We start from the raw sequence: 20,279 nt of genomic DNA, 5'->3' as shown, positions 1-20,279 counted from the left end.
GGGTGGCCCTGCCCTGGAGTCCAAGACCGGTTGCGTACCCGTTAGTACCCGGCCGGTATCAACGAGGGAGGGTTCGGACATGCCTCTCGGCCTTCTCGCCCTCGCTCTGGGGGGCTTCGGAATCGGGCTCACCGGATTCGGCATCGTGGGCCTGCTCCCGGAAATCGCCGCCGGCTTCCACGTCTCGGAGCCGGTGGCGGGCTACCTCGTCTCGGGCTACGCGCTCAGCGTGGCGCTCGGGGCGATCGCGCTCACCGTGGCCATCACGCGGTTCGACCGCAAGAAGGTGCTGCTCTCGCTGATGGTCCTGTTCATCGCGGGCAACCTGATCTCCGCGCTGGCACCCGTGTACTCCGTGCTGCTGCTGGGCCGGATCGTCGCCGCGCTGTGCCACGGCGCGTTCTTCAGCGTCGGCGCGGTCGTGGCGGCCGGCCTGGTCGCCGAGAACCGGCGGGCCGGTGCCATCTCGTTGATGTTCGGCGGCCTCACCGTCGCCAACGTCCTCGGCGTGCCGCTGGGCACGTTCCTCGGCCAGCAGCTGGGCTGGCGCTCCACGTTCTGGGCGGTCACGATCATCGGTCTCGTCGCGCTCGCCGGGATCGCGGCGCTGGTGCCACCGGCCCCCGCGCCCGAGGGCACGAGCGTGCGCGGTGAGCTGGCCGCCTTCCGCCGTCCGCAGGTGTGGATCTCCGCCGCGGTGAGCGTGCTCGCCTTCGGCAGCGTGATCGGCGGGTACACCTACATCGCCTTCATCCTCACCGAGGTCGGCCACTTCGCCGCCACCACCGTGCCGTGGCTGCTGGTCCTCTTCGGCGCGGGGACCTTCGTGGGCAACTTCGCCGGCGGCAAGGCAGCGGACCGCGCGCTGAACCGGACGCTGACGACGCTGCTGGCCCTGCTCGCCGTGGTGCTGGCGGGCTTCGCGCTGACCGCGGGGAACAAGGCGATGACGGTCGTCGCGCTGACGCTCATGGGCACTATCGGCCTGGCGACCGCGCCGGGCCTGCAGCTGCGCACGATGCGGCACGCGCAGGACGCCCCGACGCTGGCCTCCGGGGTCAACATCGCGGCGTTCAACATCGGCAACGCGATCGGTGCCTGGCTCGGCGGGCTCGCCCTCGGCGCCGGGTTCGGGTACGTGTCCCCGTTGTGGGTCGGCGCGGCGCTCGCCGTCGCGGGGCTCGCCGTGCTGGGCGTGGGTTCACTGCGGCCCCGCCAGGCGCGGACCGGGAACGCCCCCGCGGCCACCGCTCACTGACTCCCGTTCAGCCCGGCGAGGAACACCTCCTCGAACCGGCCCGGATCCGCGCCCGAAGCCGCGATCACCTTGGCACCACGGGCATCCGGCCGGGTGCGGCCCGACTGCGGCCCGTCCTGCACCACGTCGAGCCGCACCGGCCGCACTCCCGTCACGACACGCGGATCACCGAACGCGGCCACCGCCGCCAGCGCGTCCCACCAGTAGAAGATGCCCAGCGCGATCCCGTCCCGCAGCACCGGGTGCGTCATGATCCGGTGCACGGTCCCGGCGCTCGCGGTGGTGCCCTCGGCCCCGATGCGGTCGACGTAGGCCTGCCTGATCGGCACCTGGTCGGTCGCGTCGAGCGGGGTGAGGACGACGGGCAGCGAGCAGAACACCTGCCGCGCCGACACCGGGTCCAGCCACACGTTGAGCTCCTGCGAGTTGTCGAAACCGGGCAGCGCCTCACCGAAGAGGTTGCCCGGCACCGAGATCGCGCCGCCCATCACGTGCACCTCGCCGATCTTCCGTGCCGCCGGGCTGCCCGGCGGCACGGCGCGGGCGAGGTTGCTCAGCGGTCCCGTCGCCAGCACGGTGACCTCGCCCGGAGCTTCGGCCAGCGTGCGCCGGATCAGTTGCGCCGCGGTGAGGGTGGCGGGCGGCGGGGTCCGCCCGGCGTCGCCGAGCGCGGCGGTGAGCACGGTTTCCATGTCCCGCACCGCACTCGCGGGTGCCGGGTGCACGCCGGGCTCGGCCCCCTCGGCGACCGGCACGTCCGGCAGCCCGCACTCGGCGAGCACGCTCAGCGCGTGCTGCCGCGTGCGCCCTGGCACGCCGAACCCGTTGTCCGCCACCGTGACCGCGCGCAGGTCGATCCGGTGCCGCTGGTGCTGCACGCACAGGTACGCCAGCGTCGAGGCGTCGTCGACGTCGAGATCGCTGTCGTAGATCACCGGCACCGGCCGCGGTTGCGCGGTCGCGGGCGTGGCGAGCAGTGGCAGGACGAGCACGAGCACCAGCAGGACGATCCGCACGGCAGCCTCCCCAGTGAGCGCCAACCATGACGCATCCTGTCAGGGTTCGCGGCGAAAGTGGCCGCATGAGCACTGACTTGGCAGGAAAGGTGGCACTCGTGGCGGGCGGGACCCGCGGCGCGAGCCGGGCGATCGCGGTGGAGCTGGGACGCCGCGGCGCGTTCGTGTACGTGACCGGGCGGACGTCCGGGCAGCACCGGTCCGAGGTGGGCAGGCCGGAGACGATCGAGGGCACGCTGGAGCGGATCGAGGAGGCGGGCGGCACCGGCACCGCGATCCGCGTCGACCACCTCGAACCGGGCCAGGTGGGGGCGCTGGCCGAGCGCGTCGACCGCGAGCACGGGCGCCTCGACATCCTCGTCGACGGGCTGTGGGGCGGTGACGAGTACATCGGCTGGGGCAAGCGCGTGTGGGAGATGCCGGTCGAGCACGTGCTGCGGTCGATCCGGCTCGGCGTCGACGCGCACCTGATCACCAGCCACTTCCTGTTCCCGCTGGTGATCCGCCAGCCGGGCGGGCTGGTCGTGGAGATGACCGACGGGACGGAGGAGTACAACGCGCGGTACCGCGAGGGCACGTCCATCGGGTTCTACGTGGCGAAGGCGGCCTCGCACAGCATCGTCAAGGCGCAGGCGCACGACCTCGCCGAGTACGGCGGCACCGCGGTGGCGATGACGCCGGGCTGGCTGCGGTCGGAGGCGATGCTCGACGCGTACGGCGTGACCGAGGAGAACTGGCGCGACGCGCTGGTGAAGGTGCCGCACTTCTGCATCTCCGAGTCCCCGCTGTTCGTCGCGAGGGCGGTGGCGTCGCTGGCCGCGGACCCCGACCGCGCGCGGTTCTCCGGGCAGACGCTCAGCAGTGCGCAGCTGGCGAAGGTCTACGGCTTCACGGACGCGGACGGCAGCAGGCCGGACGCCTGGCGGTACCTCGACGAGGTGCAGGGGCCGGGCAAACCCGCGGACGCCACCGGTTACCGGTGACGGTCGGCCATCCGCCGTGCGGCGTCCGCGAACGCGGCCCGCACGGCGGGTGGTCCGAGGACCTCCACCTCCACGCCGAGCCCGAGGAGCTGCCCCGCGGCGACGGGCGGTTCCTCCAGCGCCAGCTCGATTTCCACCCAGCCGTCGGCATCCGGCGGACCCGCCGCCCGCAACGCCGCGAGCGCCGAGTCGGCATCGACCAGCCGGGGCAGCAACCGCGTGCCGCGGGCGCTCAGCCGCAACCGCACCGGGTACCGCTGCAGCGACCGCTCGAACTCGGCCGACGACCGCTGCCACCAGCTCGCCAGGTCGAAGTCGGCGGGCCGCTCGAAGCGCTCGTCGCTCGGTTCGACCGTGGCGATGCGGCTGACCCGGTAGGTGCGCAGCGCCTCGCCGACCCGCGCCACCAGGTACCAGACCCCGGCCTTGAGCACGAGCCCCAGCGGTTCGAGCGTCCGCTCGACGGTGCCCTCGCCCCGCCGGTAGGTGACCGTGACGCGGTGCTGTTCCCACACGGCCCGCGCGATCTCCGCGAGGTGCCCGGCGTCCTCCTCCTCGGAGTACCAGCCCGGTGCGTCGAGGTGGAAGCGCTGCGCCAGGTGCTGTGCCTGCTCCCGCAGGGGCGCGGGCAGTGTCGCCGACACCTTCGCGTGCGCGGCGGAGACGGCCGTGCCGAGGCCGAGTTCGGCCAGTGCGCGCGGCACGCCCATCGCGAAGATCGCCACCGCCTCGCGGGAGGTCAGCCCGTCCAGCCGCGTCCGCCAGCCGTCGACGAGCCGCACCCCGCCGTACCGGCCGGTCTCCGTCCACAGTGGAACGCCCGCGGCCTGCAGCGCGGAGATGTCGCGGTGCATGGTCCGTTCGGACACCCCGAGTGCCCCGGCCAGCTCGGCCACCGTGGCGCTGCGCCTGCTCTGCAACGTGAACAGGAGGGCGACCAGACGTTCCGCGCGCATGCCCGCATTGTGCCCGCCTAGAATCGCGGCATGAGCTCCCGGCCGATGACGTTCACCGAGCACGCCCGCCGGGAGCAGATCATCGAGTGCACGATCGACCTCGTCTCCACGAAGGGTTACCGCGGCACGTCGCTGTCCGCCATCGCCGAACGGGCGGGCATCTCCAAGGCCGCGGTCCTGTACCACTTCTCCTCGAAGGAGAACCTGGCGCAGGCGGCGCTGGAGCACGTGTTCCGGCAGTTCGGGGACTACGTGCGCGAGCGCGTCGAAAGCCAGCCCGACGCCCGCGCGGCCGTGACGGCGTACGTGCGGGCGATGATCGGCTACCAGTCGGCGCACCGGCGGCACGTGCGGTTGATCACCGAGGTGCTGCTCGACGACCAGGACGGCACGAAGCTCAAGGCCCCCGGCTCGCACGACGCGGGCGGCCGGTGGCAGACGCTGGCCGGGCTGCTGGCGGACGGGCAGCGGGCGGGGCAGCTGCGGGAGTTCGACACGCGGGCGATCGCACTGGCCATCGGCGGCGCGATCGACGGGGTGGTGTCGCACTGGCTCGCCCACCCCGAGCTCGACCTCGACGCCGCCGCGGACGAACTCGAAAGGTTCGTCCTGGCGGCGATCGCGTAGCTACGAGGGGATCGGCGAGCGGGGCCCGGAGTCCGGCACCTCCGCGTAGTCCGGCAGTTCGAGGCCGTTGAGCGCGCGCTCGATCAGCTCCATGTCCCACTCCTCCGGCGCCGGGCCGGGTTCGGTGTCCGGCCCGGGAACGTCGCGGCTGCGCGCGTTCAACCGCCCGATCTCCTGGTTGGCCTCGACGAACGGGCGCATCCGCGCCTCGTAGGCGGCGAACCCCGCCTCCGGGTCCCACCCGGCGGCGGCCAGCTCACCGGCCAGCACGTAAGCGCCGACCAGCGCCAGGCCCGTGCCCTGCCCGGACAGCGGTGACGAGCTGAACGCCGCGTCCCCGAGCAGCCCCACCCGTCCGCTGGACCAGCGGTCCAGCACCACCTGTGCGACCTGGTCGAGGTAGAAGTCCGGGGTGTCGTCCAGGTGCTCGAGGAGGCGCGGCGCCAGCCAGCCGAGATCGGCCGCCCGCTCGCGCAGCAGGCGCTTCTGCGCCTCGACGTCGCGGTGGTCGACGTCGAACTCGCCGGCGGGGAAGGAGAACATGGCCATCCCGCGAGTGGCGTCCTGGATGGGCCGCAGGAGGGCGGAGCGGCCGGAGGCGGGCTCCTGGTACTCCAGCAGCCAGCGGTCCAGCCCGAACTTGTTGGGCACGCTGTAGAAGGCCAGCACGTGCCCGAGGTGGCGGACGAACCGCTCGTGCGGCCCGAAGACCTGCGCGCGCAGCGAGGAGTGCAGCCCGTCCGCCCCGACGACCAGGTCGAAGCGCCGCCTGCCACCGCCCGCGAAGGCCACGTCGACCCCGTCCGCGTCCTGGGTCAGCTCGGTGATCCGGTCGCCGAAGACGTACTCGACGCCGTCGCGGGTGTCGTCGTAGAGCACCCGGGACAGGTCCCCGCGCAGGATCTCGATCTCCGAGATGTACCCGTCGCCGCCGTCGTCGTCCGCGCGGTAGGTCTCCAGCACGGCGCCGTCCGCGTCCACCACGTGCGCGCCGGCGGTCTCGGTGCGGGCCGCGCGCACCGCGGGGCCGAGCCCCATGCGCCGGATGACCTCCTTGGTCACCCCGCGCGCGTCCACCGCCTGCCCGCCGGGCCGCAGCTCGGGGGCCCGCTCCACCACGGTCACCTCGGCTCCCCGCCGGTGCAGCCAGTGGGCCAGCGCGGGCCCCGCGATGCTCGCCCCCGCCACCAACACCCTGGTGCCGCTCACAGTGCCTCCCGCTCGTCCGCGTTCCTGCCGTCGGAGAGGTAGACCCCCTCGGGGCGCGAAACTCATCGGCCCCGAGGCCGCGCGAAGGCGGGTGCGTGCTCGGGTCGCAGCCCGACCCCGCCGAGGTAGGCCGTCACGGCCGCCAGCGCCGGGAAGCGGCGCACGGCCCGCAGCGGCGCGGGCAGCTCCGTCAGTGTGCCGTCGAGCGCGGGGCGCAGCAGCATGTCGTGCTCGCCCAGCTGCTGGCGCTGGATCACGCGCACCGGGAGCTCCCGGCGCTTCTGCACCTTCGCCAGGTCCTTTGTGGACACCCGGCCGGAAAGCAGCGGCCCGGCGAGGATCCGTGCCGCGGCGACGGCGTCCTGCACCGCGAGGTTCACCCCGACCCCGCCGACGGGGGACATAGTGTGCGCCGCGTCCCCGAGGCACAGCAGGCCGTCGGCGTACCACCGCGGCAGGCGGCCCATCGTGGTCTCCAGCAGCTTCACGTCGTCCCAGGACCGGATCACCGACAGCACGTCCGGCGCCCAGCCGAACAACGCGCCGAGGCGCTCGCGGAACCACTCGATGCCCTGCGCGCGCAGCCGCGCGTCGTCGCCCTTGCGGATCAGGTACGAGGTCTGGAAGTAGTCGCCGCGGTCCATCGTCACCGCGGCCTGGCCACCGCCGAACACACCGAACACCCGGCCGTCGCGCTCGCCGTGCGGCGGGGCGGGCACCCGCACCGACCACACGTCCATCGGCACGGGGAACTCCCTCGGCCGCAGCCCCGCCGCCCGCCGCACCACCGAATCACGGCCGTCGCACGCCACGACGAGATCCGCGGCCAGCTCGCCGTCGCCGCTCGCGTCGCGGTAGGTCACGCCCGTGACGCGGCCGTGCTCGCGGCGCAGCCCGGTGATCTCGGTACCCATCCGGAGGTCCAGCGCCGGCTCGGCGTCGGCCAGCAGCTGCAGGAAGTCCCATTGCGGGACCATCGCGATGTAGGGGTGCCGCCCGCGCAACCGCCCGAAGTCCGCGGCCACGACGGTTTCGCCGTTGATCCGCATGCGCATCTCGGTCAGCTCCCGCCGCGGCAGGGCGGCGAAGCGCTCGCCGAGACCGAGCTCGTCCAGCAGCCGCAGGGTGGACGGGTGCACGGTGTCCCCGCGGAAGTCGCGGAGGAAGTCGTCGTGCTTCTCCAGCACCGCGACCCGCACCCCGGCGCGCGCGAGCAACAACCCCAGCATCACCCCGGCCGGCCCACCGCCGGCCACACAACACGTCACGTGCTCCATGGCACCGAGACTAACCGATCGGTCAGACCACTGACCAGTCGGTCAGAACGCCTTCGCGAAAGGGGCATCCCGGTCAGCGCTACTATCCGCACGGTCTGTGGCGGAACGATGACGAGTAGGCGGGCATGGCCGAGCGGTTCGAAAAGTTTCCGGTCGAGGGCGTCGACCTGGACCACCCCAACGTGGCCAGGGTGTACGACTACTACCTGGGTGGTAAGGCCAACTACGCGGTCGACCGCGTGTTCGCGGAGAAGGCGCTGGAGGCCTTCCCGTTCGTGCGCCCGGCGGCTAAGTCCAACCGGCTGTTCCTGCACCGCGCCGTGCGGTACCTGGTGAAGCAGGGTGTGCGGCAGTTCATCGACGTGGGTTCCGGCGTGCCGACGATGGGCAGCACGCACCAGGTGGCCGACGAGCTGAACACCGGCACCCGCGTCGTGTACATCGACAACGAGGCCGTCGCCGTCGCGCACTCGCAGATGCTGCTGGAACAGGACGGCGACCCCGACCGGCACGCGGTGATCCGCGCGGACCTGCGGGACCCGGACCTGTTGTGGCGCAAGGTCCGCGACAGCGGCGTCATCGACTTCGGGCAGCCGGTCGCGCTGCTGCTCATCGCCGTCCTGCACGTCACCCAGCCCGGCCCGGACGGCACGGACGTCGGCCCGGAGGCCGTCGCGCGCTACCGGGAGCTGCTCACCCCCGGTTCGTACCTCGTGCTGTCGCACGGCACCGCCGACGGGGTGCCGGAGAGCCGGGCCCGCGAGATGGCGGAGTTCGGCAAGATGTACGACAACACCGCGACCCCGGTGATCTGGCGCCCCCGCGCGGAGATCGAGGCGTTGTTCGGCGACCTGGAGATGGTCGAGCCCGGCGCCACCTGGACGCCGCTGTGGCACCCCGAGGAGAACGGCGAGAACGCGCCCGACGTCCGGTTCGACTCGCCCAACGACTCCGTGGTGTGGGCGGGGGTCGGCCGCAAAGCCGGGTAAGCGCTTTCCGCCGTCGGATATCCTGCTCCACCAGGGCACCGAGACCGCGAGGAGCGCCAGTTTGCGCAAGGACGACAGCGAGCACGCGCCGGCGGCGCCGCGCGACCTGGATCTGGACAAGCCGAGTTCGGCCCGCGTCTACGACTGGTACCTGGGCGGCAGCACGAACTACGTCGTGGACCAGATGTTCGGGGAGAAGGCGGACAAGCAGTTCCCGCTGATCAAACCGCTGGCGATGTCGAACCGGCAGTGGCTGGGCCGGGTGGTGCGCGCGGCGCTCGACGAGGGCATCACGCAGTTCCTCGACCTGGGGTCCGGGGTGCCGACGGTGGGCAACGTGCACGAGATCGTGCGGCAGCACGCGGCGCCGAAGTCCGATCCCCGCGTGGTGTACGTCGACTACGAGCCCGTCGCGGTGGCGCACTCCGAGATCATCCTCGACAAGCAGGGCGCCACCAAGTGGGCCGGCGTGGTCCGCTGCGACCTGCGGGACCCGGAGGAGATCTTCGCGCACCCGGTCACCCGCAAGCTGCTGGACTTCCGCAAGCCGGTGTGCCTGCTGATGGTGTCGGTGCTGCACTTCGTGGGCGGCGGGGACAACGTGCTCGACCTCGTCGCGCGCTACCGGCGCCAGCTCGCGCCGGGCAGCTGGTGGGCCGCCAGCCACATCACCACCGACGACGCCCCCGAGGAGGGCGCCGCGCAGATCGGCGCGCTCGCCGAGTCCTACCGGCGCACGCAGAACCCGGCCTGGCTGCGGGACCGCGCGGAGTTCGAGTCGTGGTTCGCCGGGTTCGAGCTGGTGCCGCCCGGCATCGTGCACCTCACCGACTGGCGGCCGGACCCGGTGGAGGCCGTGTTCCCCAAGCTGGAACCGGAACAGGTCAGGCCGTTCTACTGGGCCGGCGTCGGCCGCGTGCCGGAAGGCTGACGAGTGCGCGCTGCTCGAACCGGGTGACGCGCTGGTGCGGCCCGTCACGGCGACGTGCGACCTCGACCGGGCGGTGATCGCGGGGCTGACGCCCTTCGACCCAGTGCCCTCGCTGGGGCACGAGTGCGTGGCCGAGATCGTGGAGCTGGGGCCGGACGTGCCGGGCCTCGCCGTGGTGCCGTGGCACGTTTCGTGCGGAAGCTGCGAGAACCGCCGCGACGGCGCGCCGTCGCGGTGCGCGGCCGTACCGCGGCACGCGATGTTCGGCCTGCCGCTGGGCGGGGACTGGGGCGGGCTGTTCGCCGACCTCGTGCGGGTGCCGTGGGCCGCGGCGAACCTCGTGCGCGTGCCCGCCGGGGTCGATCCCGGTGCGGTCGCTTCGGCGTCGGACAACCTCGTCGACGCCTACCGCAGCGTGCTGCTCGGCCAGCGGCGCCTGCCCGGTGCGCCGGTGCTGGTGTTCGGCGGGACGAGCATCGGCCTGTGGGCGTGTGCGTTCGCCGGGGCGCTGGGCGGTGAGCGGGTGGTCTACGTGGACGGCGACAAGCGCCGCCGGCGCATCGCGGCCGGGCATCCGAAGGGGCTTTCGTCGGCGCTGCGGGCCACCGCGCCGGGCGGGTACTGCCACAGCGTGGGCATCTACTTCGCCGACACGCGCGTGCCGACCGGGCCGATGTACCTGAACGCGGTCACGCTCACCACCGGCCCACCCGACGTCACCCCGCACCTGGCGGACGTGCTCGCGCTCGTGTCGGCGGGAACCGTGGACCCGATGCCCGTGTTCAGCGACCGCTGCACGTTCGACGCGCTGCCGGAGGTGCTGCGCGACGTGCCGGAGAAACCGCTCGTCACGCGCTCACCGTCCTGAGTGGACACTGCCGGAGAGGTGCGCCACCGCGTACTCCCGGAACGCCGTCACGAGCGGCCCGTGGTCGTCCGCCCGCGTGGCGAGCACGACCTGGCACGGTTCGACGCCTTCGAGCGGGATCGCGGTGAGGTCCGGCCGCAGGGTGGCGATGCGGGCGGACGCCGGGAGGATGGCCACCGCCTGCCCGCTCGCCACGAGCTCGATCTTGTCGTCCGCCGCGTTGATGAGGGGACCGTCCGGCGCGCGGCTGCCGTCGGGGCGGGGGTCGATGCGCCAGAAGGCGTCCCACAGCGGTTCGTCGGCACGGGGGAGCGGTTCGTCGGCGATGTCGTCCAGCGTCACGGATTCCTTGCCCGCGAGGCGGTGGTCGACGGGCACGACGAGCACCCGGGGTTCCTCGTAGAGGTCGGTCACGCGCAGCCGGTCTGCCTGCAGCGGCAGCCGGGTCAGCACAGCGTCGACGCGGTGGTCCAGCAGGGCTTCGCGGGTTTCGTGCCAGCCGAGGTTCACGGTGCGCACCTCGGCGTCCGGGAACCGGCGGCGCAGCTCCCGCACCGCCGGGGTGACGACCAGGTTGAGCAGGCTGCCGACCGTCAGCCGGTGGGGCCGGGCGGCCGCCAGTGCGCGTGCCGCGGCCCGCTCCGCCGAGCGCAGCAGCGCCTCCGCGTCGGCCAGGAAGGCCGCACCCGCCTCGGTGAGCCGTGTGCCGCTCGGCGTGCGGTCCAGCAGGCGTGCGCCGAGCTGCTGTTCGAGCCTGCTGATCTGACGGCTCAATGAGGACTGCGTGACGTGCAGCGCGGCCGCCGCGCGGCCGAAGTGGCGGTGCTGCGCGAGCACCGTGAAGCACCGCACGAGTCGCAGGTCGAGGTCGGCCACCACCCCAGCCTAGCTGCGGTGTTGCGGGAAACGCATCGCCGTGTGCGGAACTTTCATTGGACGCCGGCCGGGCGGCGCTCCACGGTGGGGGCAGCACAACGGGAGGATCTTCAATGGGAAACGTGGTCGAAGCGGCCCGGCGCGCGCTGGGGCCGGCCGGGGTGATGCTGCCGGTGTCGTTCACCGGGGTGCCTCCGGTGGCGGCCCAGCGGGAGGGGGCGGTCCGGCTGTCGGAGGCCGGCTGGCCCGCGGTCTGGACCAATGAGGTCGTCGGGGGCAAGGACGCGCTCGTGCAGCTCGCCGTGCTGCTCGCGGCGACGGAACGGACCGTGTTCGGCACGGCGGTCGCGAACCTGTGGGCCCGCGAACCGCAGACCCTGCACGCCGCGGCGGCCCAGCTGGCGGAGGCGTACCCGGGCCGGTTCGTGCTCGGTCTCGGCGTGGGGTACCCGGCGCAGGCGGAGGGCACCGGACGGCGGTTCGGCAGTCCGCTCGCGACCGTGCGGGACTACCGCGAGCGCATGGACGCCCCCACGGCGCCGCCCGCCCCGGACACGGCGTACCCCCGGCTGATCGCCGCCAACGGCCCGAAGATGCTCGCGTTGGCGGGGGAAATCGCTGACGGCGCGCTGCCCGCGGGAGTGCCGCCGGAGTTCACCGCCGAGGCCCGGCGCGTGCTCGGCCCGGACAAGCTGCTGGTGGTCTGCCTGCCGGACGTGACGGAGGAGACGGCCGCGGCCCGGGTCGCCGCACGGCGGGCGGCGGGGGCCGACCACGTGGTGCTCATGCTGCCGCGGGACGGGGATTTCGCCGAGGGTGTCGCGAAGCTGGTGGCCTTGCGTGAGGCAGTGGAGGCGGGACGATGAGCGGGATCTGGGTACTGGGCGGGACGGGCCGCACGGGCCGCGTGATCGCCGAGGAACTGCTGGCACGGGGGTTGTCACCGGTCCTCGTGGGCCGGGATCAGGCACGGCTGGACGAACTGGCGGAGAAGCTGGGGGCGCGGACGCGGGTGGTGGTCTCGGCGTCGGCGGTGCCCGCCGCGGTCGCGGAGGAACGGCCCGCGGTCGTGGTCAACACGATCGGCCCCTTCACCGGGACCGCGCTGCCCATCGCGCGCGCGTGCCTGCGGGGCACGCACTACCTGGACCTGTCGAACGAGCTGACGGCGGTGACCGGCGTGCTCGACCTGCACGAGGAAGCGGTCGCGGCGGGGAGCTGCCTGGTGCCCGGTGCCGGGTTCGGCGTACTGGGCACGGAAAGCGTCGTGCTGCGGCTGTGTGCGGGGCAGCCGGCGCCGGAACGGGTGCGAGTGGACGCGGTGGCGTCGGTGGCGATGGAGGAGGGGATCTTCGGCGAGGCGCTCGCGGCCTCGCTGCTCGACGGCTTGACCGGCGGTAGCCGCCGCTACGCCGGTGGGCGGCTGGTGCGGGCGAGGCTCGGCAGCGGGTTCGAGCGGCTCACCCTGCCCGACGGGACGACGGTCGGCACCACGGCGTGGCCCTCCGGGGAACTGGAGGTGGCGCGCCGGGTCAGCGGGGCGCCGGACGTCGTCGCCGCGACCGGCGCGATGCCGTCCGGGCGGCTGGTGCGGGCGCTGCTGCCGGGGGTGGCCGCGCTGGTGTCCGTACCGCCGCTGCGCCGCGCACTGAAACGACGGCTCGCCGCGATGCGGGTCAAGGCGCGCCCGGCGCCGCGGGAGTTCACGTGGGCGCACGCCAGGGCGTGGTGGCCCGACGGCAGCACGCGGGAGGGCTGGTTGCGGGCGGGGGAGGGCATGGCGTTCACCGCCGCCGTGGCCGCTGAGGTCGCCGCCCGCCTCGCCCGCGGCGAAGGACGGCCAGGTGCCCGGACACCGGGTGCGATGTTCGGTCCCGAGCTCGCGGAGGCAGCGGGAGGACGGTTCGTCCCGGGCGCGTAGGACGGCCGTTCGGTCGTGCTGACCCCGGGCGGGTCGTCGAGGCGCCGGCGAAGGCGATGCCGATCGGTTCCTCGACGGAAAACGGGGCGGGCGCCGCTCCGGCACCCGCCCCGCTGACCGTCCACTCGCGACTGTCAGGTCACGACACCGGGCGGCGCAGGCGCCTGCGCAGTGCCCAGCCACCGCCGAACAGGCCCAGCACCCCGGCGAAACCCGCGGCCACCATCGGCACGGTGACGACCGTCACCGCGGCGTTGGAGGTGTTGTTCGCGGGCACCGGGTCCGGCTGGACACCCCGCACGGTCGCGGTGTTGCGCAGCAGGTCCACCGTGCCGTCGGCGGTGCCGGTCACCGTGATCTGCCTGCTCTGGCCCGCCGGCAGCAGCCCGCCGGTGCAGGTCAGCGTCGACCCGGAGACCGAGCAGCCCGCCGTGCTCGACGAGACGTTCGTCAGCCCGGCCGGGATCTGGTCGGTCACCGTGTAGCCGGACGAGTCGCCGCGGCCGTTGTTCGTCACGACGAGCAGGTACGTCACCGTCCCGCCGACGTTCACCTCCGGCGTCGCCGCCTTCACGATCGCCAGGTCCACCGGGAGCGGGGTGTTGGTGATCGTGCACGTGATGTCGTCACCGGGTTGCGGGGCCACCGCCTTGCTGGTGCCCGCCCCCGACGGCAGCACCGTCGTGCTGCCCGTGGTCGCGTTGCGGCACGTCCACGCCTGCGAGTAGCTCGCCAGCGAACTGCCCGCGGTCGCGGCCTCGCTCAGGGTGTAGCGGCTGCCGTTGGCGCGCGGCAGCACGGTGAGCGTGCCGGTCGTGGCCGTCGCGGCCGTGCCCGTCCTGGCCGAGCCCGCCAGGGTGCCCTCCGGCGAGGTCACCCGCAGGTCGAAGGAGTCGCTCGGCCGCACCCGCGAAGCCACGGACTTGGTGAGCGTCAGCTTCGAGGTCATGACGGCGAAGGCGACGCCTTCCCCGCCCGAGGTGCTCTGCAGCGTCTGCGAGAACGAGGTCGCGCCGACCGACTTGACCAGGACGGTGCCCCACGTCCCGTTGGTGCTGTTGGCACCGGTGCAGCTGACCGTCGTGGTGCCCAGCCCGGTCACGCTGTTCTGGCAGCCGCCCGCACCCGCGCCGGGGCTGAGCCGGGCGAGGAGGTCGATGCGCTGGTTCGACCGCCACGTGATGCCCTCGTTCGCCGCGGTCGCCTCGGCGTCCGCGCCGACCAGCGCGTAGCCGGTCACCTGTGCGCCCGCCGAGTCGCGGACCACGATGTTGCGCAGGGTCACCACGTCGACCCAGACCCCGGTCGTCCCGCCGGCGTTGGCCATCAGCGCGGGCTGCCCGGGGATGCCGCGGTAGGCGCGGTTGCCCAGGTAAGCGGGACCCCACGTCGGCACCGCGGCCGCCCTCAGCGGCCGGAACGCGTTCGTGCCCTGGGGCCGGTTGATGACGTTGAAGGTCATCGTGTAGCCGCCGGGGAGCCGCATCGTCATGTTCTGCCCGGCGCTCGACCGGGCCTGGGTGTCGTTGTAGTTCGCCATGTTGATCCAGCACAGTGTGGAGGCGCTCGGGCCACCGGCGCCGTACCCGCACGAGGCGGCCGTCTGCGCACCGGCGCCCGGTGCCGAGACCACCGCGGCCAGTGCCGCCAGCCCGCCCACGGCGAGCAGGCTGCCCAGCCGCGCCAGGCGTCTGCCGATTCGTGACATCGATCCCCTCCTTGGGTTTCGGTAGATGTCACCTCCTCGGACCGGAGGGCACCGGGAGAACCTCACGCGGCTCGTCCGAGCGGGGGAGGACCACTCGATGAGATGATCAAGGTTCGCGGACGCGGCCGGCGGTCAATCCTCCTGGTGTGCCTGAGGACGACGCGCTGGAAAGGTTTCTCCGGCGCTGCCGCGAGCACGGGATCGACCTGCAGGAGGCCCGGCGCGCGCTGGCGCACGCGCGCGTGGTGGTGCAGTCCGGCAAAGTACTGGAATCCGACCCGTACCGGCTCGCGTGGCGATGGCTGCGGCGCCGCGCCTGAGCGCCTACCCGCCGTACCGCTCGCGGAACTCCGCGAAGCCCGGCGGGCGGTACCGGTCGTCGCTGTCGTACCGGGCGGACGCCGTCGGGGAGAGCGCCATCCCCGCCGCGCCGGGGGTGTCGTGGCGGAGGCGGTGCCAGGGCCGCTGCAGCCGGTAGAACCGCCGCCGCGACTCGTGCAGCGGCCCGGCCGGGTCGGGGGCCACGGCGGGCAGGGAACCGCCTTCCGCGCCCCAGCCGCCCGCCTCGGTGAACGCGTCCTTCCGGAACCCGAGCCCGAATTCCGCGGCCTGGTCGGCCATCCACAGCAGCGCGACGTCGGCCGCCGACGCGTCCGGGTAGCCGCCGCCGACGTCGCCGTGCACACCGGGGAACCACACCTGCCGCACCACCTGGCCCGGCTCGGGTTCCCGTTGCGTCCACAGGGTCGGCGCGAACGGACGGCGTTTCTCGTCGATCGAGACCGCGTGGCACGCCCCGTCGACCCGGCCGCTGAGTTCGGTGTCGTGGAACGCCCACCGGCGGTTGAGCAGCCGGGTCAGGAACGCCGGGCCCACCGCGGGCACGCCGAGGCTGCCGACGGTGTCCCACACGCCGATGAACCGGATGCGGGTTTCGTGGCTGTAGGAACGGCGGAACAGCTGGGACTCCACGTCACGCGGGCGCACCGCCCTCGCCCGGTACAGGTCGTACGCCTCGGGCAGCCGGTACGCGTGCTCGTGCCGCAGCACGCCCGCGTTGCGGATCAGGCCGGCCGTGCTGCGGGCCGTGTACGCGCCCCGGCTGAACCCGAACAGGAAGATCTCGTCGCCCGGCTGGTAGTTGTCCACGACGAAGCGGTACGCGCTCCGCACGTCACGGGACAGGCCGAACCCGAACGCGCCGCCCCGCAGGCGTTCCCGCCGGTAGGTGCCGACGCCGGGGTGGTAGTAGAGCAGCTGGGGCACGCCGTCGGTCTCGTCGGCCACGGCGAGCGCCAGCTTGGTCACGTTGGTGGGGCACGGTTTGCCGCCCTGCAGCTGGTCGGGCCGGTTCCAGGTGCCGTCGCAGCAGATCACCAGTCGTCTCATGGCGGGCCTCCCCGCGGTCGGTGGCGGATGCCGCTCCCCGGAGCGCAGGATAGACCCCAGCGGCCGATCCGCGCGGGCTCTTGCCCGATCCTGCCCCGTTCGCCAGGATCGGGCTTGCGGGACGCGCGGCGGCGCTGCTTGTGTGGGAGCGTGCAGACGTTGCTGGACGAGATCCGCGAGCGCATCTCCGCGCACGCCCGGCCGGACCTGGGCAGCGCCGTGCCGGGGCTGCTGCTGTCCAAAGTGGACCAGGTCGAGCCCGAGTACGCGCTGTCCGAACCGCTGCTGATCGTGATGGCGCAGGGCGGGAAACGCTTGCTGCTGGGGGACCGGGCGTACGAGTACCGCGCGGGGCAGTGCCTCCTGGTCACCGCCGACCTGCCGGTCACGGGGCACTACGTCGACGTGGCGCCGGGCCGTCCGGCGCTGTCGCTGGGGCTGGTGCTGCGGGCGGCCGTGATCGCCCCGCTGCTGCTGGAGGCCGCGGCCGCGCGGCGGCCCCGGCCCGAGGCGGCCATCGCGACGTGCGAGGCCGGGCCCGACCTGCTCGACCCGGTGGCGAGGATGCTGCGCCTGCTCGACCGGCCCCAGGACGTGCGCGTGCTGGCCCCGCTCATCGAACGGGAGATCCTGTGGCGGCTGCTGACCGGGCCGCTCGGCGGCCGGGTCCGGCAGATCGGGCTCGCCGACGGCGAGCTCGCGCACGTGACCAAGGCGATCCGCTGGATCCGCGAGCACTACGCCGAGCCGATGCGGGTCGAGGACCTCGCGCGGCTGGCGGGGCTGAGCGTTTCGGCGTTCCACCGGCACTTCCGCGCCGTCACGACGTTGAGCCCGCTGCAGTTCCAGAAGCGGATCCGGTTGCAGGAAGCGCGTTCGCTGCTGCTGGCGCGGCCCGGCGACGTCGCCGGGGTCGGGCACCTCGTGGGGTACGACAGCCCGTCGCAGTTCACGCGCGAGTACCGGCGCCTCTTCGGCGCCCCGCCGGGACAGGACGCGGCCCGCCTCCGCGCGGACGCGTGAGGCGGGCCGGGCCGGGGTCAGGCGGGAGAGTAGAAGCGGTACTCCGCGGAGTAGGGGACGGCCTGGAGCGCTCCGTCGGTGCACTGGCCCGCCGGCGCGACGCCGCCGCGGGTGGCCAGCCGCTGGATGTAGTCCACCGAGCCGAACAGCCCGGTGCCGCGGTTCGCCGTCGCCTTCAGCAGCAGCTGGGGCACGGCTCCCTCGACGGGCACGTTCGCGACGGCGCTCCCGGTGACGGCGCTGCCGTCCGCCGGGGAGATCCACTGTGGACCCTTGGTGTGCAGCACCACGGTGCTCCCGGAGCGCAGCACGGCGGCGGGCTCCAGCAGCGTCCACGCGCCCGCCGAGCACGTGTACACCTGTGCCCCCTGCTCGACGTGGGCGGCCAGGACGAGCTTGTGCCCGTCGGGCACCTGGAGCTCCGGCGGAACGGGGGTGTACCGGGTGGTGGCGCTAGTGGTCTGGACCTTTTCGGTCGTCGTGGCCGTGGTGGCGCCGGCATAGCCCGCGGTCACCAGACCCGCGGCGAGCAGGACGGCGACCGGTAGTGCACGTTTCATCGGAAATCCTTCCGGATCGGCTCGGGGCCTCGCACTGGGTGGTACGGGCCCCGGCGACCGCCGGCTCACGTGCCGGGGCGTTCGGACGCCATCGCTGCACGTTCAGGCAGCGGCAGCCCGGCCGGGACCTGGGCGGGACGGTGCACGGTGCGGCCGATCGCGTCCGCCGCCCACCCCCGGGGTCTCGTCATCAGCGGGCGAGCCCGCGGGCCATCGCCCGCAGCAGGCGCGTCAGGCGTGGTTCGAAGTCGAGCGCGGCGTGCTCCCAGCGCGGGTTCTCGGCGTAGAGCCGGGCGAGCGTCGCCGTGGGGTGGGAGACCTGCCAGAGGTTCGCGGTGATGCCGACCGCGGCGGTCACCAGGTCCCGTGCCTGGGCCGGGGTCAGCGCGCCCGCCTTCGCCAGCGCCTCCACGATGTCGTCGTAGGCCCCGAACGACGCCGCCTTGAACCGGCGCGCGCGGTCGATCGCGACCTCGCCTTCGAGGCTGAGCGGGACGTGGGTGAGCAGGTCGCAGAACAACGGCTGCGCGGCGAGGGTTTGCGCGACGGCGGAGGCCGTCTGCTCGGGGGTGAGGTCGTGCGCGCCGGAGACGCGGGCGAGGAGGGTCTCACGCCACTGCCGCCAGCCGCGTTCGGCGAGCTCGAGGAGGAGTTCCTCCTTGCTGTCGAAGTAGCGCCGGACCGCTGAGGGGTGCAGGCCGGCGGCCTCGGTGACGGCGGCGAGCGTGACGTGGCGGACCCCGCCCCGTTCGGCGGCGAGGGTGCGCGCCGCGGCGAGGAGGTCCTCCGTGCGCTGGAGCTTGGCTTCCTGCGAGCGGGCGCGGCGGTGCATGACCCCACTGTAACGCACGTCCCTTGCGTTACGTGCTACGGTGGTTTTAACGCAATCGGATTGCGTAAAAGGAGAGCTGTCATGTCCCAGGTTTTTCTCGTCACCGGTTCCTCGCGCGGCCTCGGCCGCGAGATCGTCACCGCGGCACTGGCCGCCGGGCACCGGGTGCTGGCCACGGCCCGCGACCCGCGTTCGCTCGGCGACCTGGTCGCGGCCCACGGCGACCGCATCCGCGCGGCACGCTTCGACGTCACTGACGCCGGGGCCGCGGAACGGATCGTCGCCGAGGCGGTCGAGGCCTTCGGCCGGCTCGACGTGGTGGTGAACAACGCGGGCCAGGCTGACCGCGCGGCACTGGAGGACACGACGCTGGAGGCGTTCCGGCGGCAGATCGACACCAACTTCTACGGCACCGTGTACCTGAGCAGGGCCGCGATCCCGGTGCTGCGCCGCCAGGGCGGCGGGCACCTCATCCAGGTGTCGTCGGTCGGCGGGCGCATGGGCACGCCGGGCCTGAGCGCCTACCAGGCGGCGAAGTGGGCCGTCGGCGGGTTCTCCGAGGTGCTCGCCAGTGAGGTGCGGCCGCTCGGCATCAAGGTCACCGTGCTCGAACCCGGCGGGATGCGCACGGACTGGGCGGGGTCGTCGATGCACACCCCGCCGGTCAGCGAGCCCTACCGGGCCACGGTCGGCGCCGGGGCCGAGGCGATGCGGAACTTCAAGCAGGAGGCCTACGGCGACCCGGCCAAGGTGGCGCGGGTCGTGCTGACGGTCGCGGGGCTCGACGAGCCCCCGCTGCGGCTGCTGCTGGGCAGCGACGCCTACCGGCTCGGGCGGGGCGCCTGGGCGCGCCGGCTGGACGAGGACGAGAAGTGGCGGGAGCTCAGCGTCTCCACCGACCACGACGAGGCCGGCGGGGACGTCACGCGCTGGGCGGGGGAGTAGCCGGGCCGCGGGCGCGGCCCGGCCGTGCGCTACACCGGGGTGTAGGTGAGGCAGTTCGCGGCGTGGTCACCACCGGGGCCGACGCGCACGCCGGAGGCGGTGCATTCCAGCGAGGAGTTGAACCGGCAGTCCGTCCGGGAGCAGGCGCCGACCTGTGCGACGACCTTTTCCAGGCCGCCCTTGGTGTTCAGCGGGACGAAGGTGCCGCAGTCGGCCGAACCGTTCTCGCCGCTCACGGTGATCGCGTACGCGTGGCAGCCGTCGTGGTTGTAGGAACAGCCGGTGACCGTGCAGTCGGCCACGGGGGGCATCTCGGTCGTGGTCATCTCCGCCTCCTGGGAACTGTTTCGTGGTGGGTCGTCGATGCGGTACCCCGGAGAATGCCACCGCATGCCTCTTGGCGCAGTTTCCCGTTGTTTAGGTGAGCCTTTCCTGATTCCCTTTTCCGGCCGTGTTTTCCCAGCTCCGGGGCCCCCTGTGAATTCCCCGGCGGAATGGCCCGAATCGCATTCCCGCCTCATCGGGTGAGGCGGGGCCTCCCCGGCCGCGGCCTCCTCCGCGCGGAGGAGGCCGTCATGTCCGCCGCACCGGGCGCGTCTTCAGGGTCGTAGTCGGCGAAGTGAGAGGACAGCCATTCAGATGTACGCAGGTGGAATCAACCCCCACATCGGTGGGACGGCCGGGGGTGTCGGCGGGGTGCTCGCGGCCACGGGCTCTCCGGCGCTCGGTCTGATGCTCGCGATCGGAGCGATGCTGATCTTCGCGGGCCTGACGTTCGTCCGGAAGAACGTGGTCGCGCGCAACCTCGCCGCGCTCGGCGGTGACGTGCCGCGGCCGTTCGGGGGAGGGGCCGTCTGAGGGGAGACGGCGGGAACCCGGTGCCCGGGCGGATGACGCATCCGCCCGGGCAC

Annotated in this window: 22 protein-coding genes; 12 read left to right on the top strand and 10 right to left on the bottom strand. The window is 73.3% G+C overall.

Annotated features, from left to right (window positions below):
* Window positions 1–79: 79 nt before the first annotated feature.
* The gene (locus tag BMZ92_RS09715) at window positions 80–1,258 is read left to right on the top strand and encodes an MFS transporter (RefSeq protein WP_091505430.1); all 1,179 of its coding nucleotides are present in this window, start codon (window positions 80–82) and stop codon (window positions 1,256–1,258) included.
* Here BMZ92_RS09715 and BMZ92_RS09710 read toward each other — a convergent pair.
* Complete coding sequence (locus tag BMZ92_RS09710) at window positions 1,252–2,274, bottom strand: nucleoside hydrolase (protein ID WP_177228623.1); 1,023 nt, start codon at window positions 2,272–2,274, stop codon at window positions 1,252–1,254. The genes BMZ92_RS09715 and BMZ92_RS09710 overlap by 7 nt on opposite strands.
* Before the next feature lie 65 nt (window positions 2,275–2,339).
* Between BMZ92_RS09710 and BMZ92_RS09705 the strand changes: the two genes are divergently transcribed.
* Window positions 2,340–3,257, top strand: coding sequence for an SDR family oxidoreductase (locus BMZ92_RS09705; protein ID WP_091505428.1), 918 nt, complete (start codon window positions 2,340–2,342; stop codon window positions 3,255–3,257).
* On the opposite strand, the gene BMZ92_RS09700 is transcribed toward BMZ92_RS09705, so the two are convergent.
* On the bottom strand, window positions 3,248–4,213 hold the full coding sequence (locus BMZ92_RS09700; protein ID WP_091505427.1) for a helix-turn-helix transcriptional regulator: 966 nt from the start codon (window positions 4,211–4,213) through the stop codon (window positions 3,248–3,250). The two genes, BMZ92_RS09705 and BMZ92_RS09700, sit on opposite strands and share 10 nt — an antisense overlap.
* A 30-nt stretch (window positions 4,214–4,243) precedes the next feature.
* Between BMZ92_RS09700 and BMZ92_RS09695 the strand changes: the two genes are divergently transcribed.
* A complete protein-coding gene (locus tag BMZ92_RS09695) occupies window positions 4,244–4,840 on the top strand; it encodes a TetR/AcrR family transcriptional regulator (RefSeq protein WP_091505426.1) in 597 nt (198 codons plus the stop codon).
* Here the strand turns inward: BMZ92_RS09695 and BMZ92_RS09690 are convergent, their stop codons facing one another.
* Together BMZ92_RS09690 and BMZ92_RS09685 are read right to left on the bottom strand one after the other, a co-directional pair.
* Window positions 4,841–6,049 carry an FAD-dependent monooxygenase gene (locus BMZ92_RS09690; protein ID WP_177228622.1) on the bottom strand — a complete coding sequence of 403 codons (1,209 nt, stop codon included), beginning with the start codon at window positions 6,047–6,049 and terminating at the stop codon, window positions 4,841–4,843.
* 62 nt (window positions 6,050–6,111) lie between these two features.
* On the bottom strand, window positions 6,112–7,326 hold the full coding sequence (locus BMZ92_RS09685) for an FAD-dependent oxidoreductase (protein WP_091505424.1): 1,215 nt from the start codon (window positions 7,324–7,326) through the stop codon (window positions 6,112–6,114).
* Window positions 7,327–7,451: 125 nt separating this feature from the next.
* Between BMZ92_RS09685 and BMZ92_RS09680 the strand changes: the two genes are divergently transcribed.
* From BMZ92_RS09680 to BMZ92_RS09670, 3 genes are all read left to right on the top strand, one after another.
* A complete protein-coding gene (locus BMZ92_RS09680; protein WP_091505423.1) occupies window positions 7,452–8,315 on the top strand; it encodes an SAM-dependent methyltransferase in 864 nt (287 codons plus the stop codon).
* 61 nt (window positions 8,316–8,376) lie between these two features.
* Window positions 8,377–9,246 carry an SAM-dependent methyltransferase gene (locus BMZ92_RS09675; RefSeq protein WP_091505422.1) on the top strand — a complete coding sequence of 290 codons (870 nt, stop codon included), beginning with the start codon at window positions 8,377–8,379 and terminating at the stop codon, window positions 9,244–9,246.
* A 10-nt stretch (window positions 9,247–9,256) separates the two neighbouring features.
* Window positions 9,257–10,114 carry an alcohol dehydrogenase catalytic domain-containing protein gene (locus BMZ92_RS09670; protein WP_091505421.1) on the top strand — a complete coding sequence of 286 codons (858 nt, stop codon included), beginning with the start codon at window positions 9,257–9,259 and terminating at the stop codon, window positions 10,112–10,114.
* Here the strand turns inward: BMZ92_RS09670 and BMZ92_RS09665 are convergent.
* Window positions 10,103–10,990 (bottom strand): LysR family transcriptional regulator, encoded by an 888-nt coding sequence (locus tag BMZ92_RS09665; protein ID WP_091505637.1) that lies wholly within the window; start codon window positions 10,988–10,990, stop codon window positions 10,103–10,105. The two genes, BMZ92_RS09670 and BMZ92_RS09665, sit on opposite strands and share 12 nt — an antisense overlap.
* A 113-nt stretch (window positions 10,991–11,103) precedes the next feature.
* On the opposite strand from BMZ92_RS09665, the gene BMZ92_RS09660 reads away from it, so the two are divergent.
* On the top strand, window positions 11,104–11,856 hold the full coding sequence (locus BMZ92_RS09660; RefSeq protein ID WP_091505420.1) for an LLM class flavin-dependent oxidoreductase: 753 nt from the start codon (window positions 11,104–11,106) through the stop codon (window positions 11,854–11,856).
* A complete protein-coding gene (locus tag BMZ92_RS09655; RefSeq protein ID WP_091505419.1) occupies window positions 11,853–12,911 on the top strand; it encodes a saccharopine dehydrogenase NADP-binding domain-containing protein in 1,059 nt (352 codons plus the stop codon). The genes BMZ92_RS09660 and BMZ92_RS09655 overlap by 4 nt, the downstream gene beginning before the upstream one ends.
* A gap of 139 nt (window positions 12,912–13,050) precedes the next feature.
* On the opposite strand, the gene BMZ92_RS09650 is transcribed toward BMZ92_RS09655, so the two are convergent.
* On the bottom strand, window positions 13,051–14,619 hold the full coding sequence (locus BMZ92_RS09650; protein WP_091505418.1) for a DUF11 domain-containing protein: 1,569 nt from the start codon (window positions 14,617–14,619) through the stop codon (window positions 13,051–13,053).
* A gap of 146 nt (window positions 14,620–14,765) precedes the next feature.
* Between BMZ92_RS09650 and BMZ92_RS37315 the strand changes: the two genes are divergently transcribed.
* Window positions 14,766–14,939: a hypothetical protein gene (locus BMZ92_RS37315; RefSeq protein ID WP_177228620.1), complete on the top strand. Its 174-nt coding sequence runs from the start codon at window positions 14,766–14,768 to the stop codon at window positions 14,937–14,939.
* Between the two features lie 4 nt (window positions 14,940–14,943).
* Here the strand turns inward: BMZ92_RS37315 and BMZ92_RS09645 are convergent, their stop codons facing one another.
* The gene (locus BMZ92_RS09645) at window positions 14,944–16,008 is read right to left on the bottom strand and encodes a DUF2235 domain-containing protein (RefSeq protein WP_091505417.1); all 1,065 of its coding nucleotides are present in this window, start codon (window positions 16,006–16,008) and stop codon (window positions 14,944–14,946) included.
* A 150-nt stretch (window positions 16,009–16,158) separates the two neighbouring features.
* Here BMZ92_RS09645 and BMZ92_RS09640 point away from each other — a divergent pair, with 150 nt between their 5' ends.
* Entirely contained in the window at window positions 16,159–17,031 is an 873-nt protein-coding gene (locus BMZ92_RS09640) for an AraC family transcriptional regulator (RefSeq protein ID WP_245782976.1), read from the top strand.
* A gap of 17 nt (window positions 17,032–17,048) precedes the next feature.
* Here the strand turns inward: BMZ92_RS09640 and BMZ92_RS09635 are convergent, their stop codons facing one another.
* Both BMZ92_RS09635 and BMZ92_RS09630 read right to left on the bottom strand, forming a co-directional pair.
* On the bottom strand, window positions 17,049–17,591 hold the full coding sequence (locus BMZ92_RS09635; protein WP_091505416.1) for a DUF3455 domain-containing protein: 543 nt from the start codon (window positions 17,589–17,591) through the stop codon (window positions 17,049–17,051).
* Between the two features lie 190 nt (window positions 17,592–17,781).
* Window positions 17,782–18,423 (bottom strand): TetR family transcriptional regulator, encoded by a 642-nt coding sequence (locus BMZ92_RS09630; protein ID WP_091505415.1) that lies wholly within the window; start codon window positions 18,421–18,423, stop codon window positions 17,782–17,784.
* A gap of 81 nt (window positions 18,424–18,504) precedes the next feature.
* Here BMZ92_RS09630 and BMZ92_RS09625 point away from each other — a divergent pair, with 81 nt between their 5' ends.
* Window positions 18,505–19,368: an SDR family NAD(P)-dependent oxidoreductase gene (locus BMZ92_RS09625; RefSeq protein WP_091505414.1), complete on the top strand. Its 864-nt coding sequence runs from the start codon at window positions 18,505–18,507 to the stop codon at window positions 19,366–19,368.
* A 29-nt stretch (window positions 19,369–19,397) separates the two neighbouring features.
* On the opposite strand, the gene BMZ92_RS09620 is transcribed toward BMZ92_RS09625, so the two are convergent.
* Complete coding sequence (locus tag BMZ92_RS09620) at window positions 19,398–19,694, bottom strand: DUF1540 domain-containing protein (RefSeq protein ID WP_091505413.1); 297 nt, start codon at window positions 19,692–19,694, stop codon at window positions 19,398–19,400.
* 313 nt (window positions 19,695–20,007) lie between these two features.
* On the opposite strand from BMZ92_RS09620, the gene BMZ92_RS09615 reads away from it, so the two are divergent.
* Window positions 20,008–20,226 carry a hypothetical protein gene (locus BMZ92_RS09615; protein ID WP_091505412.1) on the top strand — a complete coding sequence of 73 codons (219 nt, stop codon included), beginning with the start codon at window positions 20,008–20,010 and terminating at the stop codon, window positions 20,224–20,226.
* Window positions 20,227–20,279: the final 53 nt, after the last annotated feature.

The sequence above is a fragment of the Amycolatopsis sacchari genome, assembly GCF_900114035.1.
GTDB classification, from domain to species: domain Bacteria; phylum Actinomycetota; class Actinomycetes; order Mycobacteriales; family Pseudonocardiaceae; genus Amycolatopsis_E; species Amycolatopsis_E sacchari.
The sequence above is the reverse complement of the archived record's forward strand: the minus strand, read 5'-3'. Positions and strand labels throughout refer to the sequence as shown.

Excerpts from the sequence above, each read along its gene's own strand:
- BMZ92_RS09715 (WP_091505430.1), top strand. The coding sequence starts at position 80 with ATGCCTCTCGGCCTTCTCGCCCTCGCTCTGGGGGGCTTCGGAATCGGG.
- BMZ92_RS09705 (WP_091505428.1), top strand. The coding sequence starts at position 2,340 with ATGAGCACTGACTTGGCAGGAAAGGTGGCACTCGTGGCGGGCGGGACC.
- BMZ92_RS09700 (WP_091505427.1), bottom strand. The coding sequence starts at position 4,213 with ATGCGCGCGGAACGTCTGGTCGCCCTCCTGTTCACGTTGCAGAGCAGG.
- BMZ92_RS09695 (WP_091505426.1), top strand. The coding sequence starts at position 4,244 with ATGAGCTCCCGGCCGATGACGTTCACCGAGCACGCCCGCCGGGAGCAG.
- BMZ92_RS09685 (WP_091505424.1), bottom strand. The coding sequence starts at position 7,326 with ATGGAGCACGTGACGTGTTGTGTGGCCGGCGGTGGGCCGGCCGGGGTG.
- BMZ92_RS09680 (WP_091505423.1), top strand. The coding sequence starts at position 7,452 with ATGGCCGAGCGGTTCGAAAAGTTTCCGGTCGAGGGCGTCGACCTGGAC.
- BMZ92_RS09660 (WP_091505420.1), top strand. The coding sequence starts at position 11,104 with ATGGGAAACGTGGTCGAAGCGGCCCGGCGCGCGCTGGGGCCGGCCGGG.
- BMZ92_RS09655 (WP_091505419.1), top strand. The coding sequence starts at position 11,853 with ATGAGCGGGATCTGGGTACTGGGCGGGACGGGCCGCACGGGCCGCGTG.
- BMZ92_RS09650 (WP_091505418.1), bottom strand. The coding sequence starts at position 14,619 with ATGTCACGAATCGGCAGACGCCTGGCGCGGCTGGGCAGCCTGCTCGCC.
- BMZ92_RS09645 (WP_091505417.1), bottom strand. The coding sequence starts at position 16,008 with ATGAGACGACTGGTGATCTGCTGCGACGGCACCTGGAACCGGCCCGAC.
- BMZ92_RS09635 (WP_091505416.1), bottom strand. The coding sequence starts at position 17,591 with ATGAAACGTGCACTACCGGTCGCCGTCCTGCTCGCCGCGGGTCTGGTG.
- BMZ92_RS09630 (WP_091505415.1), bottom strand. The coding sequence starts at position 18,423 with ATGCACCGCCGCGCCCGCTCGCAGGAAGCCAAGCTCCAGCGCACGGAG.
- BMZ92_RS09625 (WP_091505414.1), top strand. The coding sequence starts at position 18,505 with ATGTCCCAGGTTTTTCTCGTCACCGGTTCCTCGCGCGGCCTCGGCCGC.
- BMZ92_RS09620 (WP_091505413.1), bottom strand. The coding sequence starts at position 19,694 with ATGACCACGACCGAGATGCCCCCCGTGGCCGACTGCACGGTCACCGGC.
- BMZ92_RS09615 (WP_091505412.1), top strand. The coding sequence starts at position 20,008 with ATGTACGCAGGTGGAATCAACCCCCACATCGGTGGGACGGCCGGGGGT.